This window comes from Polycladomyces zharkentensis (genome assembly GCF_016938855.1).
GTDB classification, from domain to species: Bacteria; Bacillota; Bacilli; order Thermoactinomycetales; family JIR-001; genus Polycladomyces; species Polycladomyces zharkentensis.
Genome location: NZ_JAFHAP010000005.1, coordinates 40,887 through 62,374 on the forward strand (window position 1 = coordinate 40,887; position 21,488 = coordinate 62,374).

Consider the following 21,488-nt stretch of genomic DNA (forward strand, 5'->3'; position numbering starts at 1 on the left):
CAGGTATTCAATTACCAGAAGACTACCAGGCATTTCTCCGAATGCATAACGGAGCGGTCTTGTTTAAACCATGGTTTGGCGGCGAAATGGAGTTGTTTCATTTGGCAGAGGTCGAAAATAAACGAGGGATCGTCGGGTATTTTCTTGATCATTGGTATCCCATCGCCGGTCAAAATGGACATTTTTTAATGATTGATGGAGAAAAAGCCAATCGGGGTGAGAAAGATTATCTGATGTGGTGGGACTCAAGCATCGTAGATGATGCCAAACATCTTAATCTCAACTTCGAGATTTGGATCGATCGGTTTATCGTGGCACAGGGCAGCATGTTTTGGTATTGGCCGCTATATAACGTCCATCACTATTATCGTAACCGTTAGATCGCGGAATGATCTGCCGATTGAATTGGGAAATCAGTCGGGGAATGGTGTGTTTGGACCTGACTGCCGTTTGCCCGGATCGGGACAACAAACAGTTACACTGAAAAATCAGGGGTGGCAGTGCCCCGGTCTGTGACACCAAATAAAAGCCGGACGGGGTACCGTCAGAAAAAGTGTACAGATGCATGAAATCCGTTCATTTTGAACGGGATTGGAATAAGCTGTAAATGCCATGAAAACCCCAAGGGAGCAGGGTTTGTCGCCATTTTTGTTATCTGTCGGCGATCTGTCCCCCGTGTACTGAGAGACAAAAAATGATGAAGTCGAACAAGATCTCCGTTTTCCTGTTATTTCCTTCCGGTCGCAGGGATAAATCTTGAATCGCGGAGTGATAATGAAGATGCGGGTACGCAACGGTTGAGCTCAGTTTCATCTGTTACTCTCCACCAAGCGAGAGTGCAGATGGTCATCCAAAGACGCATGCAGGTCTGTCAATGGCTTTGTATGCAGTCGGAGGAAAAATGCCTTACGTTTGGAAAAGGCTGCGTTGCAGTCGAGTACCAACCCGATTGCAGCGGGGTCCCAACCAATCGTACGGCTTCGAGCGAACGAACCATCATCATCAGTTGTGAAATGTTTGGTCATGGTCAAGAGATCATGGCTGGATATGAAGCGATTCATGATGGTTCCAGGTAAATCGTTGCGTACCCGTTTTTTGTGCCTTCATCCGGGGCAGTCCGTATCCAAAAAACCCGGGGGATATCTAAGACGTCAAGCTATCAAGCGACTTGTTTCGTTACAGCTCTCCTGTCAGAATCCATCAAGGAGGGCATTGCACGCTGCTCTTGGGAAACTGGAACAGTTGTGTTGAAGAACGGCTGTTATTCCTGTTCGGATTGGTGAAGGGAGACAGTCGTTTTTTTGTTAACCTCATTTGATGTTGGATTGCTGTCCGATTTTGTCATTAAAGAAAGCAAGTGATAAAAAGGATCATTCATTCTCCGTCATGCCGGAGGGTCGATACCATTCCACGGCATTGCGCCAGAGCACCTTCTCGGCCAGCGTTTCTCCCAAGGTCTCACGGATGAGGTTGATATCTGCATCCTGAAATGGTCTTTCGGCTCTGGTGGAGGGTAGATCCGTACCGAACATCAGTGCATGGGGATTGACCGCAGTGATGGATCGAATCGCTTCTTTCACATCCAAATTCACTCTGCCGAAACCTGTCGCTTTGACCCGCACCCCTTTTTCCACCAGAGAGAGCAAAGCGGGAAAACCTTCACGGGATAATCCCAGATGATCGATGGAGACAGCGGGCAATCGGGTCAAGACTGGGGCGAGGTCAGCCAACAACCGGGAATCGATATACAGTTCCACGTGCCAGCCGGCCAGTTCATATACGTGTGAGGCAAAATGCTCCAATCGGTCCAATGGCACTGATCTTCCGCGATGAACGTTGAATCGGACTCCCCTGACTCCGATTTGGTGTAGGTGCAAGATTTTATCATCGGGATAATCGACAGGCAGTTGAGTGACACCGACAAAGTTCGGACCAAGGGTTGTCAGCGCTTCTGACAAATAGCTTTGATCAAATGATTGAAAGGAACCGGATACGACCGCCCCTCCGATCAGACCAAGGTGACGGGTCCTCTGGATGTAATCCTCACAAGTGAAAGGATCGGGCAAAAAGCCTTGATTTTTCGTCAGGGGAAAACGTGGGTCGATGATATGAAAATGAGCGTCAAAAATGATCATCGATTCAGAAAACTCCTTTGAAAGAATGAACAGGATACGCGAATGATAAGTCCGGGAATCGTTCAGCGATCGATTCCCGGACACGTGTTTTAACGGGAACGAGGGAGGTGGATAAAAAATGATCAGTTCACTTTTTTGGCGACAGATTGATGGAGATAAGCTTTGTATCCGTTGGACAATTGGATTTCGTACCATTCACGGCCTTGCCCGGTCAATGTGAACACCGTACCGTTTGCCGCTTTTTGGATGATGGGAGCGGACAAAGACGGTGCCGATCGGACGTTGGCCCGGCTGGCCGTGATTTGCACGCGGCCGGTTGCAGGCCGGATCGTGTCCGTACCAGTATCATTGCCCACATTGACCACGTTGGCGCTGTAGACGTATCCCGTTTTGCCGTTGCTCAGTTTTACGCGATACCAGTCCCGCACCACACCGGTTTTCTCAATAACGGTGTTTTTGGCCAACTGAGTGATGACAAACGCGCCGGTGGAAGGTCCGGTGCGGATGTTGGTTTTGTCCACGGTGATTTTCAGTTGGCCGGAAGCCGGTTGGACACCGTAAGAGGGATCACCCTCCCAGCGGCCGGTGTGTTGGCCGTTGTGAATCCAAACGGGTGTGCCTTCCGGTACGATATCGTAGAGCTGGATCACGTCCTCGTTGCGCATCCGCACACATCCGCTCGATGCATGGGTGCCGATGGATTCCGGCTGATTGGTGCCGTGAATGCCGTAGGTGCGTCCTTTGTCACCGTTGACGCTGATGCCCAGCCAGCGTGGACCGAGCGGGTTGTTCGGATCGCCGCCGGGAATGTTTTTCCAACCCGGTTTGACAATCTTGACAACGAGGGTGAAGGTGCCTTCCGGCGTCAGGGATTGGGTTCGGCCGGTTGCGACAGGGTATACCTTGTAGAGATCACCGTTTTTGTACAAATACAGTTTGTTCGTCTGCTTGTCCACTTCAATTTGGTAATGGACGGATGGTGCCGCGCCAACGTTCGTGAGTGTAAACGTGAAGATCAAGGCCAGCGCGACAAGTGGAACGAACCACCATTTCCAATGGCGAACCGTTGTCGTTCCCTCCTCTTCTCTCTGTCTCCCCCGTCCCGTAAAAGAAACCGCCTCATTGGCGGGTGGCTTGTTTCTATTTCTAGCATACAGAGATTCCGAATCCTCGTGAAGAGGAAGAAAGAGGAGATTTTGCGAAATCTCTCAATCATCATTTGCGGACGACACTCCGGTGAACATTTCAGATCAAGCCATCGTTTCCCGAGCGGATTTGGCGGTACGCCGCCGGGGACATCTTTCCAACCGGGATTCACCACTTTCATGACGATGGGAAACATCCCTTCCGGCGTCAGCCGGAGCGACCGTCCGGTGGCGCCGGAATAGGAGCGCACCACCATTTCATTTTGGTATAATGTCAAGGGGTTGGTCGATTTGTTGACCGCGATGCGGTATCCACGGAGGCACCGGCGCCCGGCACGACCCGTTCCACCACCCAAAAGCTGATCAGCATGGCAAGACGTTGCAAGACCCATTCCTACCCGATAAAAAATTGGCGGATCAACTGACGGTGTTTGTGTTTGTGTGAAAATGTAGATTTCTATAAAATGGGGAATGCTGCTGACAGATGGTGATAACGACAAAATCATCGTCTTGGTCGGGCGAACGGCGAGCGACCATTGTAATGGCTGAAACAGAACCGGAGGAAGAGGAGACTCCCGGAAAAATGTTCACCGGTGTTATGTTTGGCTTTCAGGGTGTATAGACAAATAAGGGGGGAGTGCATGAGAAAACGAAGCCGCGCGAACGTGGAGCACTATCGGTGGGGTGAGGCGTGTGACGGGTGGCATTTGGTCAAGCAACCGGAGATGAGCGTGATCCAAGAACGGATGCCACCGGGAACGGAGGAAACAAGGCATTATCATGCGCGGGCGCGCCAGTTTTTCTTTGTGCTGTCCGGGGTCGCTACAATGGAGATCGCTGGGCAGACGGCGGAATTGCATCCGCAGGAGGGAATCGAAGTACCGCCGGGAGTACCGCATCAGATGCAAAACCGTTCCACGCAACCGGTGGAATTTCTCGTGATCTCTCAACCGTTTGCACAGGGAGATCGGGTGATCGTTCCCGCTCGCGAATCGGAAAAAGCTTGACCCACTCGCGAAATGCGGAGTAGCATGGTTGTAGGTGTATATTATTAAACTAGTTTTAATTATTCGAAAAGAGGTGAAATGATGGCAAAGGCATCGCAAGCATCCAAGGAAGACTTGCAACGGGGATTGAAGGAGCGTCACATTCAACTGATTGCACTGGGTGGTGCCATCGGAGTCGGGCTGTTTCTCGGATCGGCGAAAGCGATTCAAACGGCGGGGCCGGCTTTGATGCTCGCTTATGTGATCGGCGGTATCGTTATTTTCTACATTATGCGGGCATTGGGCGAGTTGGCGATGTATCGGCCTGTTTCCGGCTCTTTCAGTACATACGCTGAAGAGTTCATCGGTCCCTGGGCCGGTTTCTTCACCGGATGGACGTATTGGTTCATGTGGGTGGCCACGGGCATGGCCGAAATTACAGCAGTGGGCAAGTATGTGCAATTCTGGTTTCCTTCCGTTCCCCAATGGATACCTGCATTGGTGGCATTGATCGGCGTATATGTGGCCAATTTGATCGCGGTCCGTTTATATGGTGAGTTTGAATTTTGGTTTGCGATGATTAAGGTGGTCACCATTTTGGCCCTGATCGGTGCCGGTTTGCTGATGATATTTACGGGATTCGGCAATGCCGGAGAATCGGTCGGATTTTCCAACCTGTGGAGCCATCAGGGCTTTTTCCCGCATGGTATAACAGGTGTGTTGCTCGCATTGCAGATGGTGATGTTTGCCTACCTCGGTGTGGAATTGATCGGTGTGACTGCCGGTGAAGCGGAAAAACCGGAGAAAACGTTGCCGGCGGCGATCAACAAAGTGTTGTGGCGGATTTTGATCTTTTATGTCGGTGCGCTGCTTGTCATCATGTCGCTGTATCCCTGGAACCAGTTGGACAGCGAGCAAAGCCCGTTCGTCATGACCTTTGAAAAAATCGGCATTCCCGCCGCTGCGGGCATCATCAATTTCGTCGTGTTGACGGCCGCCCTGTCCTCCTGCAACAGCGGCGTTTTCTCCACGGGCCGCATGTTGTATGCGCTGGCACAAAAAAGGCAGGCGCCCTCCATCTTCAGCCGTGTGAGCAAACAGAAGGTACCGGCCAACGGATTGACTGTATCCGCCTTGGTATTGCTCGTCGGCGTACTGCTCAACTATGTGGTGCCGGAGCGGGTGTTCACTTATGTGACCAGCGTGGCAACAGTGGGGGCGATTTGGACGTGGGGTGTGATTCTGGTGGCCCACATGCGGTATCGCAAGGCGGTACGGGAAGGCCGCGTTCCGTCTGTTTCGTTCCGGATGCCGGGAGCGCCCTGGACCAATGTGTTGTCTTTGTTGTTCCTGGTGTTGGTGGTTGTTCTGCTCGGGTTTGACAAGGATACCCGCGTGGCTTTGTATGTCGCCCCGGTGTGGTTTATTCTGGTGGGCATCGGCTACGCATTGACGCAAAAAGGCAAATCGGCTCAGACTGGAGATACGAAAGCCTCCGTTCGATGAGTGGAACTCCGTTTCCGTATCAGGTAAATCGATAAGGACGCAACGTTTACCAAGGGAGCGACTGACCAAGCCCTGAGCGAAGAACCGGAAAGTGAAGGAATTGATTCGCGGGCATTTTCCTTTAAGCGAAGCGTCCTGCAGTTCGGAGCGATCTGCTTCCTTGCAGGGCGCAGGTGGAGCGATCCGGGAAAGCGAGAGGACCAACAGATACTACCTCGGACACATTTTGTTCAGCAGTCTCACCCTCTCCCGACAGGGAGAGGGATTTTTTCGGCATCCAAGTGCAGGAGAAGCAGCAAAAGCTGAACGAAAATCCAATCTTGTGCAAACGGATGTGTACAATTTGTGATGAAAACGCTTTCTCAATTTCCATCACCTTTCATATAATAGTTCGTGAGGAAGGGGTAATCTATGCAGTTGGATCAAAGAAGTTTGCGGTTATTGCAAGAAATCATTTCTTCACCAGATGTAAGGTTTGGAGATCTGCAGCGGAAACTCACCCTTTCCCGCAGACAGATTCAATATGATCTGGAGAAGATCAACGATTGGTTGAGTGAAAAGAACCTGCCACTCATCGAGTACGATCGGCGTCACGGTTTTGTGATTGAGAAATCCCTTTTGCATACAGTAGAGGAATTGGGATCTTTCCAATCAGAGGAGATGTATGTTTTATCCGATGAAGAGCGTGTCAGATTCGTATTGCTCCTTTTGCTCGCGAAAAAAGAAGACTTGTCCCTGTTTCATTTTAGCAGCGCTCTCCAAGTGAGTCGCAACACGGCGCTAAACGATGTCAAAAAAGCCAAAGCCTTCGCCGGAGAATACGGCATCGACCTCCGTTATACCCGAAAAGAGGGTTATACACTGGATGGATTGGAATGGGACCAAAGGCGCTTGCTTGCGTCTTTGGTCCGAACCAGCCTGGCCCACGAGAATGGAGAATGGCTGCTGGGTCAAGCGCTGGGTACGGATGTAAAATGGGTAGCCATGATTCGCCAAGAACTGGAACAAATTGAACATCAGTTGCGAGTCCGGTATACAGACGAACGTTTGGCAGAGCTGGCTTACGAGATGGTCTACACCATGATCCGCATCCGAATGGGACACAGGCTGGTTAGGCCGGAGAGTGATTGGCACGAAGTGATTTCCACTCCGGAGTATGTGGAGATCAAGAAACTCGCTCAAACGTTGCAGTTGAAAGAGGAGGAAGACTCCGCAGAATTGGCTTATTTTGCTCTTCAACTGCTTGTCACCAATGTCGTCGATACCGGTCATGAGCCGGATGCTCACAGTCAGAGGCTGATGAGGCAATCGATTGGAATGGTGGAAGAGTTTGAGAAACATGCCTGCGTCGTGTTGCAGGAAAAAGAAAAACTGGCCCGCCAAATTTTCCAACATCTACGTCCAGCCTATTTTCGCGTGAAATTTGGGTTGGAATTGGAGAATCCTCTGCGGGATCTCATTCGGAAGGAACACGGGGAGCTTCATCACCTGGTCAAAAAGGCGATGAAGCCGTTTTGCCAACTGGTGGGGCGTCCGGTGTCCGATGATGAATGTGCGTATGTGACGATGCATTTCGGCAGTTGGCTGAGAAGGCAGGGAACGGAGCTCTCATCCCGGCCGAAAGCGGTTGTTGTTTGCCCCAAAGGGATCGCCATCTCCCAAATGCTCTTAAAAGAACTGAGAGAGATGTTTCCTGACATTCTTTTTCTGGACAGCTTGTCTGTAAGGGAATTTTACCGTTCTTCCATTTCTTATGACATCGTTTTTTCCACGGTGTTTGTAAGAACTGAGGCACTGTTATTTATTGTGAACCCAATGATTGACGAGGATGAGAAACAACGGATTTGCAAAGAAGTTACGCAAGTTCTGTACGGAATTTCACAGACGGAACTCAATGTTCCGGCCTTGATCGAATTGATCGGCCAGTATGCCGACATTCGTGATGATGAAGGATTGGCGAAAGCGCTTCACAGATATTTCAATACCAAATACAAAAAAAGATTGGTGAGGAAGGAGAAAGACAAACCCGTGTTGGATCAACTCATCACCGAAGAAACGGTTCAATTGGCCGACGAGGCAGAGAACTGGCAAGAGGCTGTCCGTTTCGCCTCCAAACCTCTTCTTGAGAATGGATCGATTGAGCCGTCCTATGTTGAGGCGATGATCCGCTCCATTCGAGAAACCGGACCTTACGTGGTGATCACGCCCAAAGTCGCCATTCCTCACGCCCGGCCGGAAGAAGGAGTCAACATGTTGTCCATGAGCCTCCTTCGTTTGAAAAAAAGCGTGCTGTTTGGCGAAGATAAGCCGGTTCACCTTATTATCGTACTGGCCGCCACCGATGATGAATCCCATTTGAGAGCACTCGCCCAATTGACGGAACTGTTGTCACGGGAAGAAAACATTGATCAACTGATCCGATCTGGAGAAAAAGCGGATGTTATGAAATTGATCCATCATTATTCGAAAGGAGAATGAGAAAATGAAAATTTTGGTTGTATGCGGAAATGGTCTGGGCAGCAGTTTCATCTTGGAGTTGAATGTGAAAAAAGCGCTTGCCGAACTCGGAAAAGAAGCCGTCGTCGAACATACGGATCTGGCGACGGCGCGCACGGAAAAGGCGGATCTTTTTATCGGGGCCAAAGACATCATTCATGGCTTGGACGATGGGACACGGAACATCATCGCTTTGGACAACATCATGAATATAGGGGAAATAAAGGAGAAACTCACTCCATATTCATGAAGTGAAGCTTTTGAAGCAGAGGAGAAGGGAGCATGTCCTTATGTTTGACCTGATAATGAAAGACATTTTGGGAACCCCGGCCATTCTGGTTGGTCTATTTGCACTGATCGGCCTAATCTTGCAGAAAAAGGGAGTGGCCGACATCATCGCCGGTACGCTGAAGACCATCATGGGATTTGTGATCATCGGCGCAGGGGCAAACGTGATTATCAGTACACTGGACATTTTCGGGAAAATGTTTCACAAAGCGTTTCACCTTTCCGGGGTGATCCCCAATAACGAGGCCATCGTTGCGGTGGCCCAGCACTCATTTGGCATGGAAACCGCCCTTATCATGGTGTTTGGGATGGTCGTCAACATCTTGCTCGCCCGGTTTACACGATTGAAGTATATTTTTCTCACCGGGCATCATACGATGTTTATGGCCTGTCTGATCGGGGTGATCCTGTCGACAGGCGGTTTAAAAGGAGCCGATCTTGTCATCATCGGTTCTGTATTATTGGGTTTGTGCATGGTTCTGTTTCCGGCTTTGTTACAACCTTATGTCAAACAAATCACCAACAGCGACGACTTTGCGGTGGGGCATTTCGGGTCACTCGGTTACTTTGTCGCGGGAACGATCGGAAAATATTTTGGCAATAAAGAAAATTCAACGGAGAACATCAAGGTTCCGAAGCAACTCAGTTTTTTACGCGACACTTCGGTGGCTGTATCTTTGACCATGACCATTCTCTTTGTCATCGTGGCGTTCTTTGCCGGTCAGTCGTTTATCGAAAGCCAGCTTTCGGGTGGAACCAACTTTATCGTTTACTCGCTGATCCAGGCCATCACTTTTGCTGCAGGTGTGTATATCGTTCTGGCCGGTGTTCGCATCCTGATTGCGGAGATTGTACCGGCGTTTAAAGGGATTGCGGATCAGATTGTGCCCAATGCCAAACCGGCACTCGACTGTCCGACTGTTTTTCCTTTTGCACCCAACGCGGTGATCATCGGCTTCATCATGAGCTTTCTGGCCGGATTGATCAGCATGTTTTTGCTGCCTGCGTTCGGGCTTGCCGTGATCGTTCCCGGATTGGTACCGCATTTCTTTACCGGTGCGACAGCGGGTGTGTTTGGAAATGCGACCGGCGGAAGGCGTGGAGCGATACTTGGAGCGTTTGCCAACGGCCTGCTGATCAGTTTTCTTCCGGCTCTGCTGTTGCCGCTTCTGGGGACCCTTGGCTTTGAGAAGACGACCTTCGGTGATTCTGACTTCGGAGTGGTCGGCTTGATCCTCGGCTTTATCATGAGATTGTTCTAAAACCGGTAGACCCTTCCGTTGATGGCAAGGGTCTTTATCATGGAGTAAGTTGCTTTGGACCTATGAAGAGCGAGCGGGAAAACCCTGCCCTTCAGGATTGGGATGAAAGCGAGCGTCGGACGCGGGAGGCTTAGTTCCTATCGCGTCCGATATCATTTGGGTACTATCGAGTCGAGAAGTTAGAAAAACAAAACAACTATGCGAGCGAAAACTCGTTACGAAAATCACCGGGCTTGGACGAAGCCATCGTGGATGGATGTGGGTTGCCACACCGGATGAAGGAGAAGGCCTCCGGTATTTCATCCGTGTGGAGCAAGTCACGGGTCAAAGAAGAAATAAGGAGAGCGATCCACTGCATAACGGATGGGGGGAGGATGTCGAGGAGACAACCTCCCTGAACCCCGCTTTCGCCGTCCGGCGGGGTTTTTTGATGGCGAGAGGAAATAGGGTCATCACACCAAAAAATATCATCATGAAACAGAAAATAAGGGGAGAGTTCCGGATTGCCGATCGGTATGACCAAAACCCCTACCGAACAATCTGCCGTCGTCGATTTGAGATGGATTCAGGAGGGATCTCCTTGCGGATCACGGGATTAGACGTTCCGGCAAATTGTCATTTTGACCATGCGAAGAGAGTAATCGAGCAGTGCTGTCGAGAGGAAGGGCTTCAGATTACTTTGAAGGAACCTATCGTCTTATCCAGGTTCTACCCATTGGCATTTTAGGAAAGGAAGGGAACGTGGAACATTGGAAGTGACAATTTGGCCGATAAAGAATCTCGTTCAAAAGAGTCGGAAAAGCGAATGGATCGAAGAGGCCATTCAACGGCTGAAGCAATCGTTTGAAAGTCGGCTCAAGTAAATTTCAAGAGAATGGGATAACCGTGTGGGGAACTCCGGGACAGAGATTGAGCAACCAAACAATGAAAGGGGAGAGCCGTATGAGAGTGACGGATTATGCCCGGATTGCCGATCGGTATGACCAAAACCCCTACCGGCAACAAATCGAACCCGATGAGGATTTGAAACGGTATCTGAACCAACACCCGGACCGGAGATGGCGTGTGTTGGATCTGGCATGCGGGACGGGACTGTATTTGGAGAAGCAAGTACAGGCGTTTTCTTCCCAGCTTGTTGACTGGCACGGGTTGGATGCCTCGCAGGAGATGCTGAATCATGCCGAAAAAAGGGTTCCCCACGCGAAACTGGTTCGGGGATGGGCGGAAAAGATGCCTTATGAGTCGGAAAGTTTCGATGTCGTGGTGAACAATTACGCGTTTCATCATTTCACCCGAAAGGAAGAGGTAATGGATGAGGTAACTCGCGTGTTAAGGAAAAACGGGCTGTTCAAAATGTGGAACATTGCCGTTCAAGAAATGGCGCGATGGTGGGTGTATCAATACTTTCCTTCCGCCCGGTTGGTGGACGAGGAGCGCTTTTGGCCGAAAGACCGGATTTATACCGAATGTTCCGCCAGGGGGTTTCAGGTGGAACTGTATGTCCACTATCAAATGGTCCTCAAACCGTTGGCCGAATGTGTCCAACATGCCCGCAATCGGGATATTTCCGTTCTGACGTTGATCGATGATCGGGAATATCAAGAGGGGTTGGACAGACTGGAACGGGAGTTTCAGGACCGACCGGAAGCCGCCATCGTCCAAGAGTTTGCGGAGCTGTGTTGTCTCGCTGTCAAACGGTAAACTGAGGCGCCTCGTCAGTTGAAGTGTTTGGTTCATTTGTCGGTTCAAAAGAGGAATCCCCCATATGGAGAAAAAGATTCAGGTGATTGATTTGACGGGATGGAGTATGTCCCCTTCAACATTCTTTCATCCATCACCCCGTTTTGGCCGTTCGGCGGGGATTTTTATATCCAGTCATGACATGTTATTGTATAAAATAAAATGAAAAGTCAATCTTCAAAGGAGGGGAACCGATGAATCCGCATGAGACTGCCTTGGTGACCAGTCCGTTGGGAGTGGGAGCCGTCGTTACGCTGTTGATTGCCGGCTCTTTTTGGTTGGACCGCCGTTACCGGTGGTTTTCCTGGTTGGGAACGGCGATTCTCGTCATCACCGGTGGGGCTGTATTGGCCAATATCGGCGTGATTCCCCCTTCGATCGAGACGGGTTCCGGCCCGGTCAATCCATTTTACACGTTTGCGTATGATTACGGGGTTCCGTTGGCTATCGTCTTCATCCTGCTGTCCACTGATCTTCGCGCATTACGGGGAGTGGGGAAGCCCGCCCTGATCGCCTTTGTACTGGCCGCGATCGGTACGTTGGCGGGAACGGTGATCGGAGCGTGGTTGTTGGCTGATGCGATCGGACCGGAAATGTGGAAACTGGGTGGGCAATTCGCGGCCAGCTACATCGGCGGTGGGGTGAACTATGCCGCCGTTGGGCAGGCAGTGCATACATCCGGGTCGTTGTACGCCGCGGGTGCCGCTGCGGACAATATCATGACCAACCTGTGGATGGTGGCCACGGCAGTGATCCCCACCTTGTTGGCCCGTTTTTATCCGTCCATCCGCAATCGGAGGGGGACTGATGCGGCACCGGCAGCGAACGGCTTCATGAGCGGCGGACCGACCACCGTTTCCATCCATGAGATGGCGTATTTGACGGCGGTGGCACTGACGTTGGTCGCTGTTTCCCAGTGGATCACGCCAATCGTGGCCCAATGGGTCGGATTCGAGATTCCCACCGTCATTTTCTACACGACGTTTGCTTTGCTGTTGTCCTGGTTTACGCCGATCAACCGCTGGGGTGGAGGAGAAGAACTGGGCAATTTGATGCTTCATTTCTTCTTCGCCACCATGGGGGCGGGAACGATCCTTTCGACTCTGGTGAACAAAGGGCCGACTGTCTTCCTCTTCCTGACCGTGTTGGTGGGCGTGCATGCGCTGATCGTTTTCGGGATCGGGAAATGGACGCGGATCGAGATCGAAACGCTGTCCATCGCCAGCCAGGCAACCGTCGGCGGTCCGTCCACCGCGCTGGCGCTGGCCGTCTCCCAACGATGGACGTGGCTGGTGACGCCGGGAGTGTTGTTGGGCGTGTTGGGCTACGCCATCGGAACTTATGTGGGAATTGCCACGGCCCGCTTGTTGCAGGCGTTGTTGTGAGAGGAATTTTGACAGGGTCAGAAAAACCCGCCCTGAACATTGGCGGGTGAGACTGATACAAAGTGGGCCGGGTTGTGGCTGGTAATTCCCTCAGGGGAAAATGATGCACATGATTGCTCAGATCCGCTTGAACCACATGTGATTTTGGGAGCAGGCCCGAATTTCCCCGTCGAGTGAGGAGCGGGATGTGGAATCGGTGACCGCAGCCTTTTCACGCCCCGCCGATCTGACTCGGCGGGTGTGTATCATCCTTGTATGAAAGGAAGTCCTTGAACCAATCGGATCCCGGCTAAAACGATGAACATGATATAGATCACCAAAACAGGTTTTGACTTTCTGTAGAAAAGGAAGCCGATTGTGGACAAGATCAGGGTAAAGATGGAGAATCCAACCGCAACGGCAACACCATCCTCATCCACCATACCCGGATATTGATGTAGGCTTGCAAGGTAACTGGTGGCTAAAGTAAGAAAAGATAGCAAATAGAATAGCGTAACCAGAAAAATGCGAATCCCTTTTTTCATGTAAACGGGCAAACAGTGCCCTTCCTCCTTTTCACGATCATGGTCAATCGCCGCATTTCAATGATCTGCCTCAATGAAACCTCCTCATATGATGAATGAGGTATTGAGCGCCACCGATAAAAACCGTCCCCAAAAGGACGGATTTGAACACAACGGCTGGAAGCTCATCCCAAGTCAATGGCTCCTGATTAAAAGCATAAATGTTGACCACGGGCAAAAGAGCCCCTTTTGTCAGAATTTGTGTGCTGGAATAAACGATCGGGAACATCAGTGACCAACCGGTGTTCATGGTCATGGCCATTGCCAAAAAGCCAAGTCCGCAGAAGAAGTAGGATTCTGCGATCAACTGTACCGACATAGGTTCCCAAATTCCCGGTGCAGTCCATTTTTCTATCGCAAATAACAATATTTCCAGGAGCAACACATAGAAAAGGAAAAACACCCCGACCCGGACAACTCCCAGCTTCCAACGGGAAACAGGATAAGTGAAAATCGTTTCACTTCCCGGCTCTTCCAACAGGTCATAAAACAGAAAAATACTCCACCATGCCGAAAAAATCGGGGTAACATACTCCAAAGCCGGTATGATAAAAGGAAGAGCGTCTTTTACCGTCAGTGTATATAGGAACAGCAGTACCATCGCCATCATCGGTATATACGCTTGGATGCCCATGGATTTCCAATCGAACAATATGCTGATTTTTCCTTTCATCGGTCGTTCCTTCTCTCACTCTTCATCAAGTACAAATAGCCATCCTCCAATGTCGGAGTGCATTCACGGGCATTCGGCGGCTCTTCATCCGACAGAACGCGCAATTGGTACATTTGATCGGTTTTGTGACTGGAAATCACTTCCCATTCCTCCGCCGACCGGTAAAATTCCTCTTGCGAAAGGGAAAATTCCCATACTTTCCCTTTTGCTTTCGCCGCAATCTCATCAATCGTTCCATTGGCAATCACATTCCCCTGATACAGCACCGCCGTTTTGTGGCAGGTCGATTCGATATCCTCCACAATATGTGTAGAGATGATGACGATCGAATCTTTCCCCAGATTACGCAGTAGCTTCCGAAAGCGAATGCGTTCCTCCGGGTCCAACCCGGCGGTCGGTTCATCCACTACGATGATTTTGGGATCACCGATGATCGCTTGGGCGATTCCTAGCCGGCGAACCATTCCGCCGGACAGCTCCCCTATTTTTTTGTTCTTCTGATCCATCAAATTCACTTTTTCCAATACGGATCGAACTTGACGCTCTTTATCCCTTACCCCTTTCAGGGTCGCAATGTGAAGGAGGGCTTGGTGGACCCGAATCTGTTGATACAAGGAAAACTTTTGGGGCAAATAACCGATAAGCGGGCGGATGTTTTCCGGGTTGCTCCAATCTTTGTTTCCAAATCGGATTCGTCCTTTGGAGGCAGGAATCAATGTCGTCAATATCCTCATCAGCGTGGTTTTTCCTGCACCATTGGGGCCGAGCAACCCAAACGTGCCCGGTTCGATCTCCAGATCAATTCCTTTTAGTGCGCGGTGTTTCCCGTATGATTTTTCCAAGCCGTGAATTTGCAGCAGGCTCATTTTTCATCACCTTTCTCATTCATCCGAGAGCGAATTACATCCCATGTCAGCTCTTGCGGTTGATTCAGGAGTTGATAGTATTTGCGGAAAAATTGATTCAACCGGTGCGGGTTTCCTTTTTGATGGTCGATAAAACGCTTGACTTCTTCATACATCTCCATTTTATTCTTATATTTCGTGATGTCTCGCTGAATGAATTGCCGATCTTTCGGATTGGAAACAGCGGCCAATTGATTTTTCAACATAGCCAAGGATTCACGGTTGATTTGGATTTTGCGGACCAGATCCGGCTTTTCTTCCAAGACGGGACAAACTCCCTGCAACTGCAACCAATACAAATACGCATCGGTAAAAAGATCCTTCATCTCCTGAGATTTGTGGATGATTGACTGCTTTTTCAGATATGCTGAAATCGTGGATTTGATGATGTAGGTTTGGTTATGCACGAAATCAGGGTTGTTGTTCACATCCTGATCAATTCCCAAAATCTCATGATCACGGAAAACCCAGGATTTCGATATCACATCTCCTCCTTCTTCCGGAATCGTCAACAAAAACAGATATTTGGGTGGATGCTGTTGTAGAATGCCTAGGCTGGAAGTAACCAACCGGTTTGCTTCAGATACATTTTTCTCCAAGCTGGTGAACCCTCGTTCGATTCGATAGAGCGATTGGGGATAAATGATCTGCATCCCGTTCACGGTCTTGGCAGTCAGATACTTTCCTCCTGCTAACGTAATGCCGTTTGGCACACTTCCTTGCCACGTTGATGGACCTGTCTTGGGGAGGTTGACAAACAAAGGCTGGGGTCCTTCATAATTCAGTTGATAATGGATGGGGTGGTTGGGATATAACCCTTCACGTAAAAGGAGACCTGTTTGTTGATCGTATCGCATCACCTGAAATGAACCGGGAACCGGCAGCCAAACAAAATAATTGGGCAGCATAATCGCTTGTTCATTGGCAAAAAAGTACGGAGAGGAAGTCCCTTCATATTCCAATGCAAGTGTGATCGGTTCCCCTTGTTGGAGTACTGCAGGGAAATGGACCTCCAGTTGATCCCCTTTTTGTTGGAAGGTAAGGGGTTTGGCATTCATCTGTACACTTTTGATCTTCAGGTCATGGTACAGAGAGAAAACCAGATCCCGCCCCGATGCCTGTGGGATCACTTTCATATTCAGTTGTACGGACAGATTTCGGAATACTTTCATCCGGATATCGTATTCAGAAACGGTAAAAGGAGTTTTGTTTACGAATGAACGCATCGTGTGATTGCGGTAATATTTCCAGTCGTAAGCCATCACGGAGTTGTTTCTGTTTCCCGTGACGACCACTTGATCCTCTTTCATTATAAAGAAATAGCCTATAAGCAAGCATATCGACAGGTATACGGGAAAGATGATCCAGCCCACTTTTGAAAATCGTCGTGCGCTTTTCAGTTGAATCACGGTGATAAGGGCAAAACCTACCGTGAATAAGATCAATCCTTTTTGCAACCAACGATGGATTTCCAGTTGCAATCCGTAAACCGGATCAAAAGTTGCATAAGGATCTGTTTGTCCCAGGTTGAAGAAATCAAGGAGAGGCATGGGATCAATATGAGGCAACAAGTAAAAGAAGTTTTGCAGAATATCATGGTTCAAGGGACCTAAACAGATCCACAATCCTACCAAAAAAATTAAATAAATCCTTGATTTTACAAACAAACCCACGGTCATCCCGATTAATCCCGCAATCCAAAAGGGTACCACCCAATACAAAAACAGATAGGGAACCACCACTCCATAAAAAAAGAAGGGAACCCCATAACAGTAGTACTGTGTGTACAAAAGGAATAGTGACAAAACGGTGAAGCACACGATAGTGCCCATTAAAGTCAATACTTTTCCGATCATCTTCATCCAGTAAGCTTGAGAGATCACATAAAACATCTCTTCCGAGTATGATACCGATTCCCTTTTCACCAATGTCAGCCCCAGAACCATGCTGACAAAAATACCGCCCTGAATGATGAATGCGGTAGATTTGAGCGAACCTGCCGGATTACTCAACTCAAGATAGGCTTGAAATTGAATAGCCACCATGATGAGTGACCCGATCAAAAAAACCCATGTCCAAACACTCCGCAGCAAAAGTTGACATTCTACTTTCCAGGAGTTAAGGATTTTTGCCATAAACATCTCCCTGACTTATTTTCTCATAAGGTTATGTAGGCATTCTGTTAAATAAGAGAACCCCCTTTTCCGAAATTAATATAAAATCTAAAAATAGAAAAGGGGATTATAATTTAGTTAAAAATATGACTTATCTTAATCGGTAAGTTTCCCCCAACCGTTACAACCACGTTCATAGGCACCTGCTGGATCGAGATGAACATAGAAATATCCATTTCCAGGATTGATTGATTTATTGAGAGAAGCCCCGGGGCCCAATCTGGTGGAAGATTTCAACTCGTCCGGACCAGTTACAGTATGATAGGCCTCTACATACAAATCGTTGCTGGAACTGGTGTAGTTTGCACCACTAATGGTGTCATATCCGGTCATGTAGTATTCTGCACCATCTGCCCCTGTCATGGAGCTCGTAATAGTGGCAGAGCTGGTAGCAGCCAAGGCTGTATTCCCAAAAAACATTACCCCGGCAATAGCAGAAAAGAAGAGTTTTTTCTTCATTTTCATATTCCCCCTATAATGTGAATTTTTAACTACACAAACATTATTTGGTTGGTGCCGCGGCAAAAATGATTATAGCAAAGTGTTGGATATTTTTCAATATATTCTAATGTTTATTTGTAATAATAAAATGTCTTATTAATTAAAGAGAGATGGATATAATGCGACATAAAAAATACTAAATATTATTGGGGATAGATATTCATAAAACGAAATTATTTTAAATGTTATTAGAAAAATGGATAGTTGTCGCTTAAAACGATTAATTATAGATTATAGCAAAGGGGCAAATATGTAATAGGTAGTGATTTTTAGCTCTTGATTTGATTCAAAGAGGAACCCTTAATAAATATACTTATTCCATCCCCTCCTCAATTCCAACACACTGATCTGCGGGCGGCAGCAGAAGCGAATCGGAAGCAAGGTGGTTCCGACACCGCGGTTGACATACAACTGCATACGATTCAGCCGATACCATCCGTCCACATACTTTTTCGCTCCCGGCGGTGTGATCACATGACCAAGCAGAGGCAGCCGAATTTGCCCGCCATGGCTGTGACCGGACACTTGCAGGTCGACGGGATGGTGCTTCGCTTCATCCGCAACATCCGGACAGTGCGACATCAGGATGGTGCCGGCGTGTGCGGGTACCCCTTCCAAAGCGTTCCGGATATCCGGAAGCGACATCAGCATATCTTCAACACCTGCGAGTACGATCACATCCCCCTCTTTTCGAATCAGGCGGTGTTCGTTTCGCAACACCTCAAAACCGCTCCGTTTCCAGCCGTCAACGATCGCTTCGGGATCGCGGTAATCGTGGTTGCCCAGTACGGCGAATTGGCCGAGTGGGGCACGCATTCGGGACAAATACGGGATCGCCACGGTTATGACATTGGGGTCATCGTCGACCAGATCACCGGTGAACAGAAGCAAATCGGGCCGACAACGCCGGATCGTTTTCACAATGGGGTCCAAATCCTGTGCCATCAGGTGAAATCCGAGATGCAAATCGCTGAACTGCACGATCCGCACCCCATCAAATGCTTGCGGTAAACGGGGAATGCGGATGGACACGTGCACTGCCTCGAGCCAATACGGTTCAATTCCATATCCGTACAGACCCGCGGAACCGGCCAATCCGGTTAATCCCATCGACACCGTCATCAATCGTTTGAGAAATTGCCTTCTGGTCAGCTTGGTGTGAATTTGCATGTTTTTCCCCTTTTCATTCGGCTGGGGGTGTTCGGTCATATGGATCTGGCGGTGATGTTTCCCGGGTAAGAGACGGGCAAAGCCTAACAGAGAGCATAATCCCGCGAAAGCGCTGGAACCCCATCGAGCGCATTTGTTTCTAAGCGAAGCGTATTTTGCCCTTCCTACGCTCCCGGTCCAATACGGAATTACTTCCCGGAAGAGCGCAGGTGAAACAAGCCGGGAAGCAATGCGGACAATATGATTTGCATGCCTCAGGTTGAGAATAGCATGAGTGGTTCTCTTTCACCATTCATTTTTCAACATCCTTCATTGAAGTCACCTGTACTGAGCCCGGACGATAGAAAGTGTCCTTTTCCGTAGAATAAGGTTCACCTCGATCAACAGGACTCAAGCGCAAAAAATATCGCGTTCTCTTAGCAATTACATGCTTGTGATCTGATTGATCCACTCAAATACAACTTACATTCCCCGATGGAAATGAAATTTTACGGATCTATTGATTGCCACAAAAAGGAAATCATGAGCGAATAAAGAGAATGGGGCGCAAAATTCCACGTGAAAGGGTGATCGGTGAAAGCGAGAGTGAGGGGGGCAATCGTCACGCCGTCCAAGCCCGTCATTGATGAAAAAGGAGAGGATCAGATTGCTGAGAAGATGGGGGAAGCTGCTGATTGCTTGTTTGTTGACGGTTTCGTTGGCGATCATGCCGGTGATGGGAACAAATGCCCAGAAAGGTTCAACGACGAAAACAAGCGTACAAAAACAGCATCGATCGACCCAGGAACAGATGAAACAGCGTGCAATGACGCGGTTAAAACAGATGAAAGCCCACGGAATTTTGCGGTTACCGAGTGTTGCGGCGTTGGGGCAAAAAGGAATGAAGTTGGGCAAACAGGGTACCGCGCAGTCAACCGAACCATCCGTAGTGGAATTCAAAGGGCAAGCCACCATGTACGACATCCATTACTTCTACTTCAGTCTCAGCCGGCAAAGCGATATCGAAGTGATCGACGTGGCGGGACAGGAAGTTCCCTACTACCTGGTCAATGCGGATACCCTGCGGTATGTGACGGATACACACGACATGCCCGCGGGCAACTATTATCTGATCACTTTCGGATTGGTGGGTGCTTCCCAACCGTACCATTTCAAATTGAGCGGGGAAGGGTTGATCCCGGAAAATTCGTACCCGGAGCAAGCTCATTTTACCACCCGGTTTCCTTTTGGTGACGCTCATTACACCCGGTTGAATCAGGGAGAGGAAGACCAGGTGCACACGTTGATTGCCCGTGCGGAAGACGGTGCCGGGTACGTCTATTTGAACGATCGGCCGGTCGGAGACAAAAAAACGGGTGATTTCACCATTCAGACAACATTCCGCCTGGGATACAACACATTGACCTATGATGTGTTTCGCAATGGCTCCCGCAACTGGATATCCACCAACTACGAAGTGATCGGCACCGATCTGATCCGATTGGACGGGGCGGACCGTTTTGAGGTGTCGGCCAATATCAGCCGGGAAATCGACAAACGATATGCCGACCCGCAAACAGTATACATCGCAAGCGGTTTGACCTATCCGGACGCGCTATCCGGCGCCCCGTTGGCGACGCGGATGGAAGCTCCGCTGTTGCTGACACAGCCGGATCATCTGCCTGACAAGGTAAAAGCCGAAATCGAGCGACTGAAGCCGAAACATGCCGTGATACTGGGCGGGACGGGTTCCGTGTCCACTCAGGTACGCGGAGAATTGGCCAAGATGGGAATTGTGGCGGAGCGTATTTCGGGTGCAGATCGATTTGAAGTGTCTGCCAACACGGCGGATCGTCTGGTCCGTATGCAGCCGACCGATACGGCCGTTATCGCGTCGGGTACAGTGTTTTCCGATGCGCTGTCCGTTTCCGTGCCCGCAGGTCTCAACGGATATCCGTTGCTGCTGGTGAAACGGGATGCCATCCCCGAAGCGATCAACAAGTTTCTCCAAGCCCATCCGGAGATTCGTCGCTTCATCATCGCGGGCGGTCCAGCCACGGTGGACGACCGCGTCATGGCTGAACTGGACAAACGGGGCGAGGTGGATCGGATTTACGGGGTGGACCGTTACGACGTGTCGGTCAATGTGGTTCGTTATTTCGGCATGTACACCGATTCCGCCGCGTTGGCACGGGGGGACGTGTTTACGGATGCCTTGTCCGGAGCTCCGCTGGCCGCGATGTCCGGCACACCGCTGTTCCTCACTCCTTCCGACCGGTTGCATTCCTATGTGGAAGCTCATTTGAGCGAAGTGAGGTCACAGATCGGGCCGTTGAATTCCGTTTACCTGTTTGGCGGAACGGGTTCCATTTCGACGGCCATCGAGAAAAGGATGCAATGGTATTTGGGGTACTGACCGAACGTATCCGGACAGATGAAAGCCACCCGTCCAGCGACTGGAGGGTGGCTTTTTTTCAGCGAAAAATGTCGGATCATCCTTCCGTTCAGGTTCATTGTGGAAACTGGTGCGGAAGGTTTTCTTTGTTAACTGAATTCATGCAATTAACGGTTGGGCTTTGA

The 21,488-nt window shown here is 49.6% G+C and carries 18 protein-coding genes; 9 read left to right on the forward strand and 9 right to left on the reverse strand.

Annotated features, from left to right (window positions below; all coding sequences use genetic code 11):
- The first annotated feature begins 5 nt into the window (after positions 1-5).
- Positions 6-380: an SMI1/KNR4 family protein gene (locus JQC72_RS04715; RefSeq protein ID WP_335342402.1), complete on the forward strand. Its 375-nt coding sequence runs from the start codon at positions 6-8 to the stop codon at positions 378-380.
- 990 nt (positions 381-1,370) lie between these two features.
- Here JQC72_RS04715 and JQC72_RS04720 read toward each other — a convergent pair.
- From JQC72_RS04720 to JQC72_RS16790, 3 genes are all read right to left on the reverse strand, one after another.
- Positions 1,371-2,135, reverse strand: a complete 765-nt coding sequence (locus tag JQC72_RS04720) for an amidohydrolase family protein (protein ID WP_205493330.1) — start codon at positions 2,133-2,135, stop codon at positions 1,371-1,373.
- Positions 2,136-2,257: 122 nt separating this feature from the next.
- Positions 2,258-3,154, reverse strand: coding sequence for a L,D-transpeptidase family protein (locus JQC72_RS04725; RefSeq protein WP_205493332.1), 897 nt, complete (start codon positions 3,152-3,154; stop codon positions 2,258-2,260).
- On the reverse strand, positions 3,151-3,786 hold the full coding sequence (locus JQC72_RS16790; protein WP_419179837.1) for a L,D-transpeptidase: 636 nt from the start codon (positions 3,784-3,786) through the stop codon (positions 3,151-3,153). The genes JQC72_RS04725 and JQC72_RS16790 overlap by 4 nt, the downstream gene beginning before the upstream one ends.
- Before the next feature lie 135 nt (positions 3,787-3,921).
- Between JQC72_RS16790 and JQC72_RS04735 the strand changes: the two genes are divergently transcribed.
- From JQC72_RS04735 to JQC72_RS04765, 7 genes are all read left to right on the forward strand, one after another.
- The gene (locus JQC72_RS04735) at positions 3,922-4,287 is read left to right on the forward strand and encodes a cupin domain-containing protein (protein WP_205493335.1); all 366 of its coding nucleotides are present in this window, start codon (positions 3,922-3,924) and stop codon (positions 4,285-4,287) included.
- A gap of 81 nt (positions 4,288-4,368) precedes the next feature.
- Entirely contained in the window at positions 4,369-5,772 is a 1,404-nt protein-coding gene (locus JQC72_RS04740; RefSeq protein WP_205493336.1) for an amino acid permease, read from the forward strand.
- A 411-nt stretch (positions 5,773-6,183) separates the two neighbouring features.
- The gene (locus JQC72_RS04745) at positions 6,184-8,250 is read left to right on the forward strand and encodes a BglG family transcription antiterminator (protein ID WP_205493337.1); all 2,067 of its coding nucleotides are present in this window, start codon (positions 6,184-6,186) and stop codon (positions 8,248-8,250) included.
- A gap of 4 nt (positions 8,251-8,254) precedes the next feature.
- A complete protein-coding gene (locus JQC72_RS04750) occupies positions 8,255-8,518 on the forward strand; it encodes a PTS sugar transporter subunit IIB (protein WP_205493338.1) in 264 nt (87 codons plus the stop codon).
- Between the two features lie 40 nt (positions 8,519-8,558).
- Positions 8,559-9,818, forward strand: a complete 1,260-nt coding sequence (gene ulaA / locus JQC72_RS04755; protein ID WP_205493339.1) for a PTS ascorbate transporter subunit IIC — start codon at positions 8,559-8,561, stop codon at positions 9,816-9,818.
- A 942-nt stretch (positions 9,819-10,760) separates the two neighbouring features.
- The gene (locus JQC72_RS04760) at positions 10,761-11,519 is read left to right on the forward strand and encodes a class I SAM-dependent methyltransferase (RefSeq protein WP_205493340.1); all 759 of its coding nucleotides are present in this window, start codon (positions 10,761-10,763) and stop codon (positions 11,517-11,519) included.
- Positions 11,520-11,752: 233 nt separating this feature from the next.
- Positions 11,753-12,943, forward strand: a complete 1,191-nt coding sequence (locus JQC72_RS04765) for a DUF819 family protein (RefSeq protein WP_205493342.1) — start codon at positions 11,753-11,755, stop codon at positions 12,941-12,943.
- A 245-nt stretch (positions 12,944-13,188) separates the two neighbouring features.
- Here the strand turns inward: JQC72_RS04765 and JQC72_RS04770 are convergent, their stop codons facing one another.
- From JQC72_RS04770 to JQC72_RS04795, 6 genes are all read right to left on the reverse strand, one after another.
- Positions 13,189-13,479: a hypothetical protein gene (locus JQC72_RS04770; protein WP_205493344.1), complete on the reverse strand. Its 291-nt coding sequence runs from the start codon at positions 13,477-13,479 to the stop codon at positions 13,189-13,191.
- A gap of 58 nt (positions 13,480-13,537) precedes the next feature.
- Positions 13,538-14,179 (reverse strand): hypothetical protein, encoded by a 642-nt coding sequence (locus JQC72_RS04775; RefSeq protein ID WP_205493346.1) that lies wholly within the window; start codon positions 14,177-14,179, stop codon positions 13,538-13,540.
- The gene (locus JQC72_RS04780) at positions 14,176-15,045 is read right to left on the reverse strand and encodes an ABC transporter ATP-binding protein (RefSeq protein WP_205493348.1); all 870 of its coding nucleotides are present in this window, start codon (positions 15,043-15,045) and stop codon (positions 14,176-14,178) included. The genes JQC72_RS04775 and JQC72_RS04780 overlap by 4 nt, the downstream gene beginning before the upstream one ends.
- A complete protein-coding gene (locus JQC72_RS04785; protein ID WP_205493350.1) occupies positions 15,042-17,129 on the reverse strand; it encodes a hypothetical protein in 2,088 nt (695 codons plus the stop codon). The genes JQC72_RS04780 and JQC72_RS04785 overlap by 4 nt, the downstream gene beginning before the upstream one ends.
- A gap of 225 nt (positions 17,130-17,354) precedes the next feature.
- A complete protein-coding gene (locus JQC72_RS04790; protein ID WP_205493353.1) occupies positions 17,355-17,717 on the reverse strand; it encodes a hypothetical protein in 363 nt (120 codons plus the stop codon).
- A gap of 342 nt (positions 17,718-18,059) precedes the next feature.
- Entirely contained in the window at positions 18,060-18,929 is an 870-nt protein-coding gene (locus JQC72_RS04795; RefSeq protein WP_302104506.1) for a metallophosphoesterase, read from the reverse strand.
- Between the two features lie 646 nt (positions 18,930-19,575).
- Between JQC72_RS04795 and JQC72_RS04800 the strand changes: the two genes are divergently transcribed.
- Positions 19,576-21,324 (forward strand): cell wall-binding repeat-containing protein, encoded by a 1,749-nt coding sequence (locus JQC72_RS04800; RefSeq protein WP_205493355.1) that lies wholly within the window; start codon positions 19,576-19,578, stop codon positions 21,322-21,324.
- Positions 21,325-21,488: the final 164 nt, after the last annotated feature.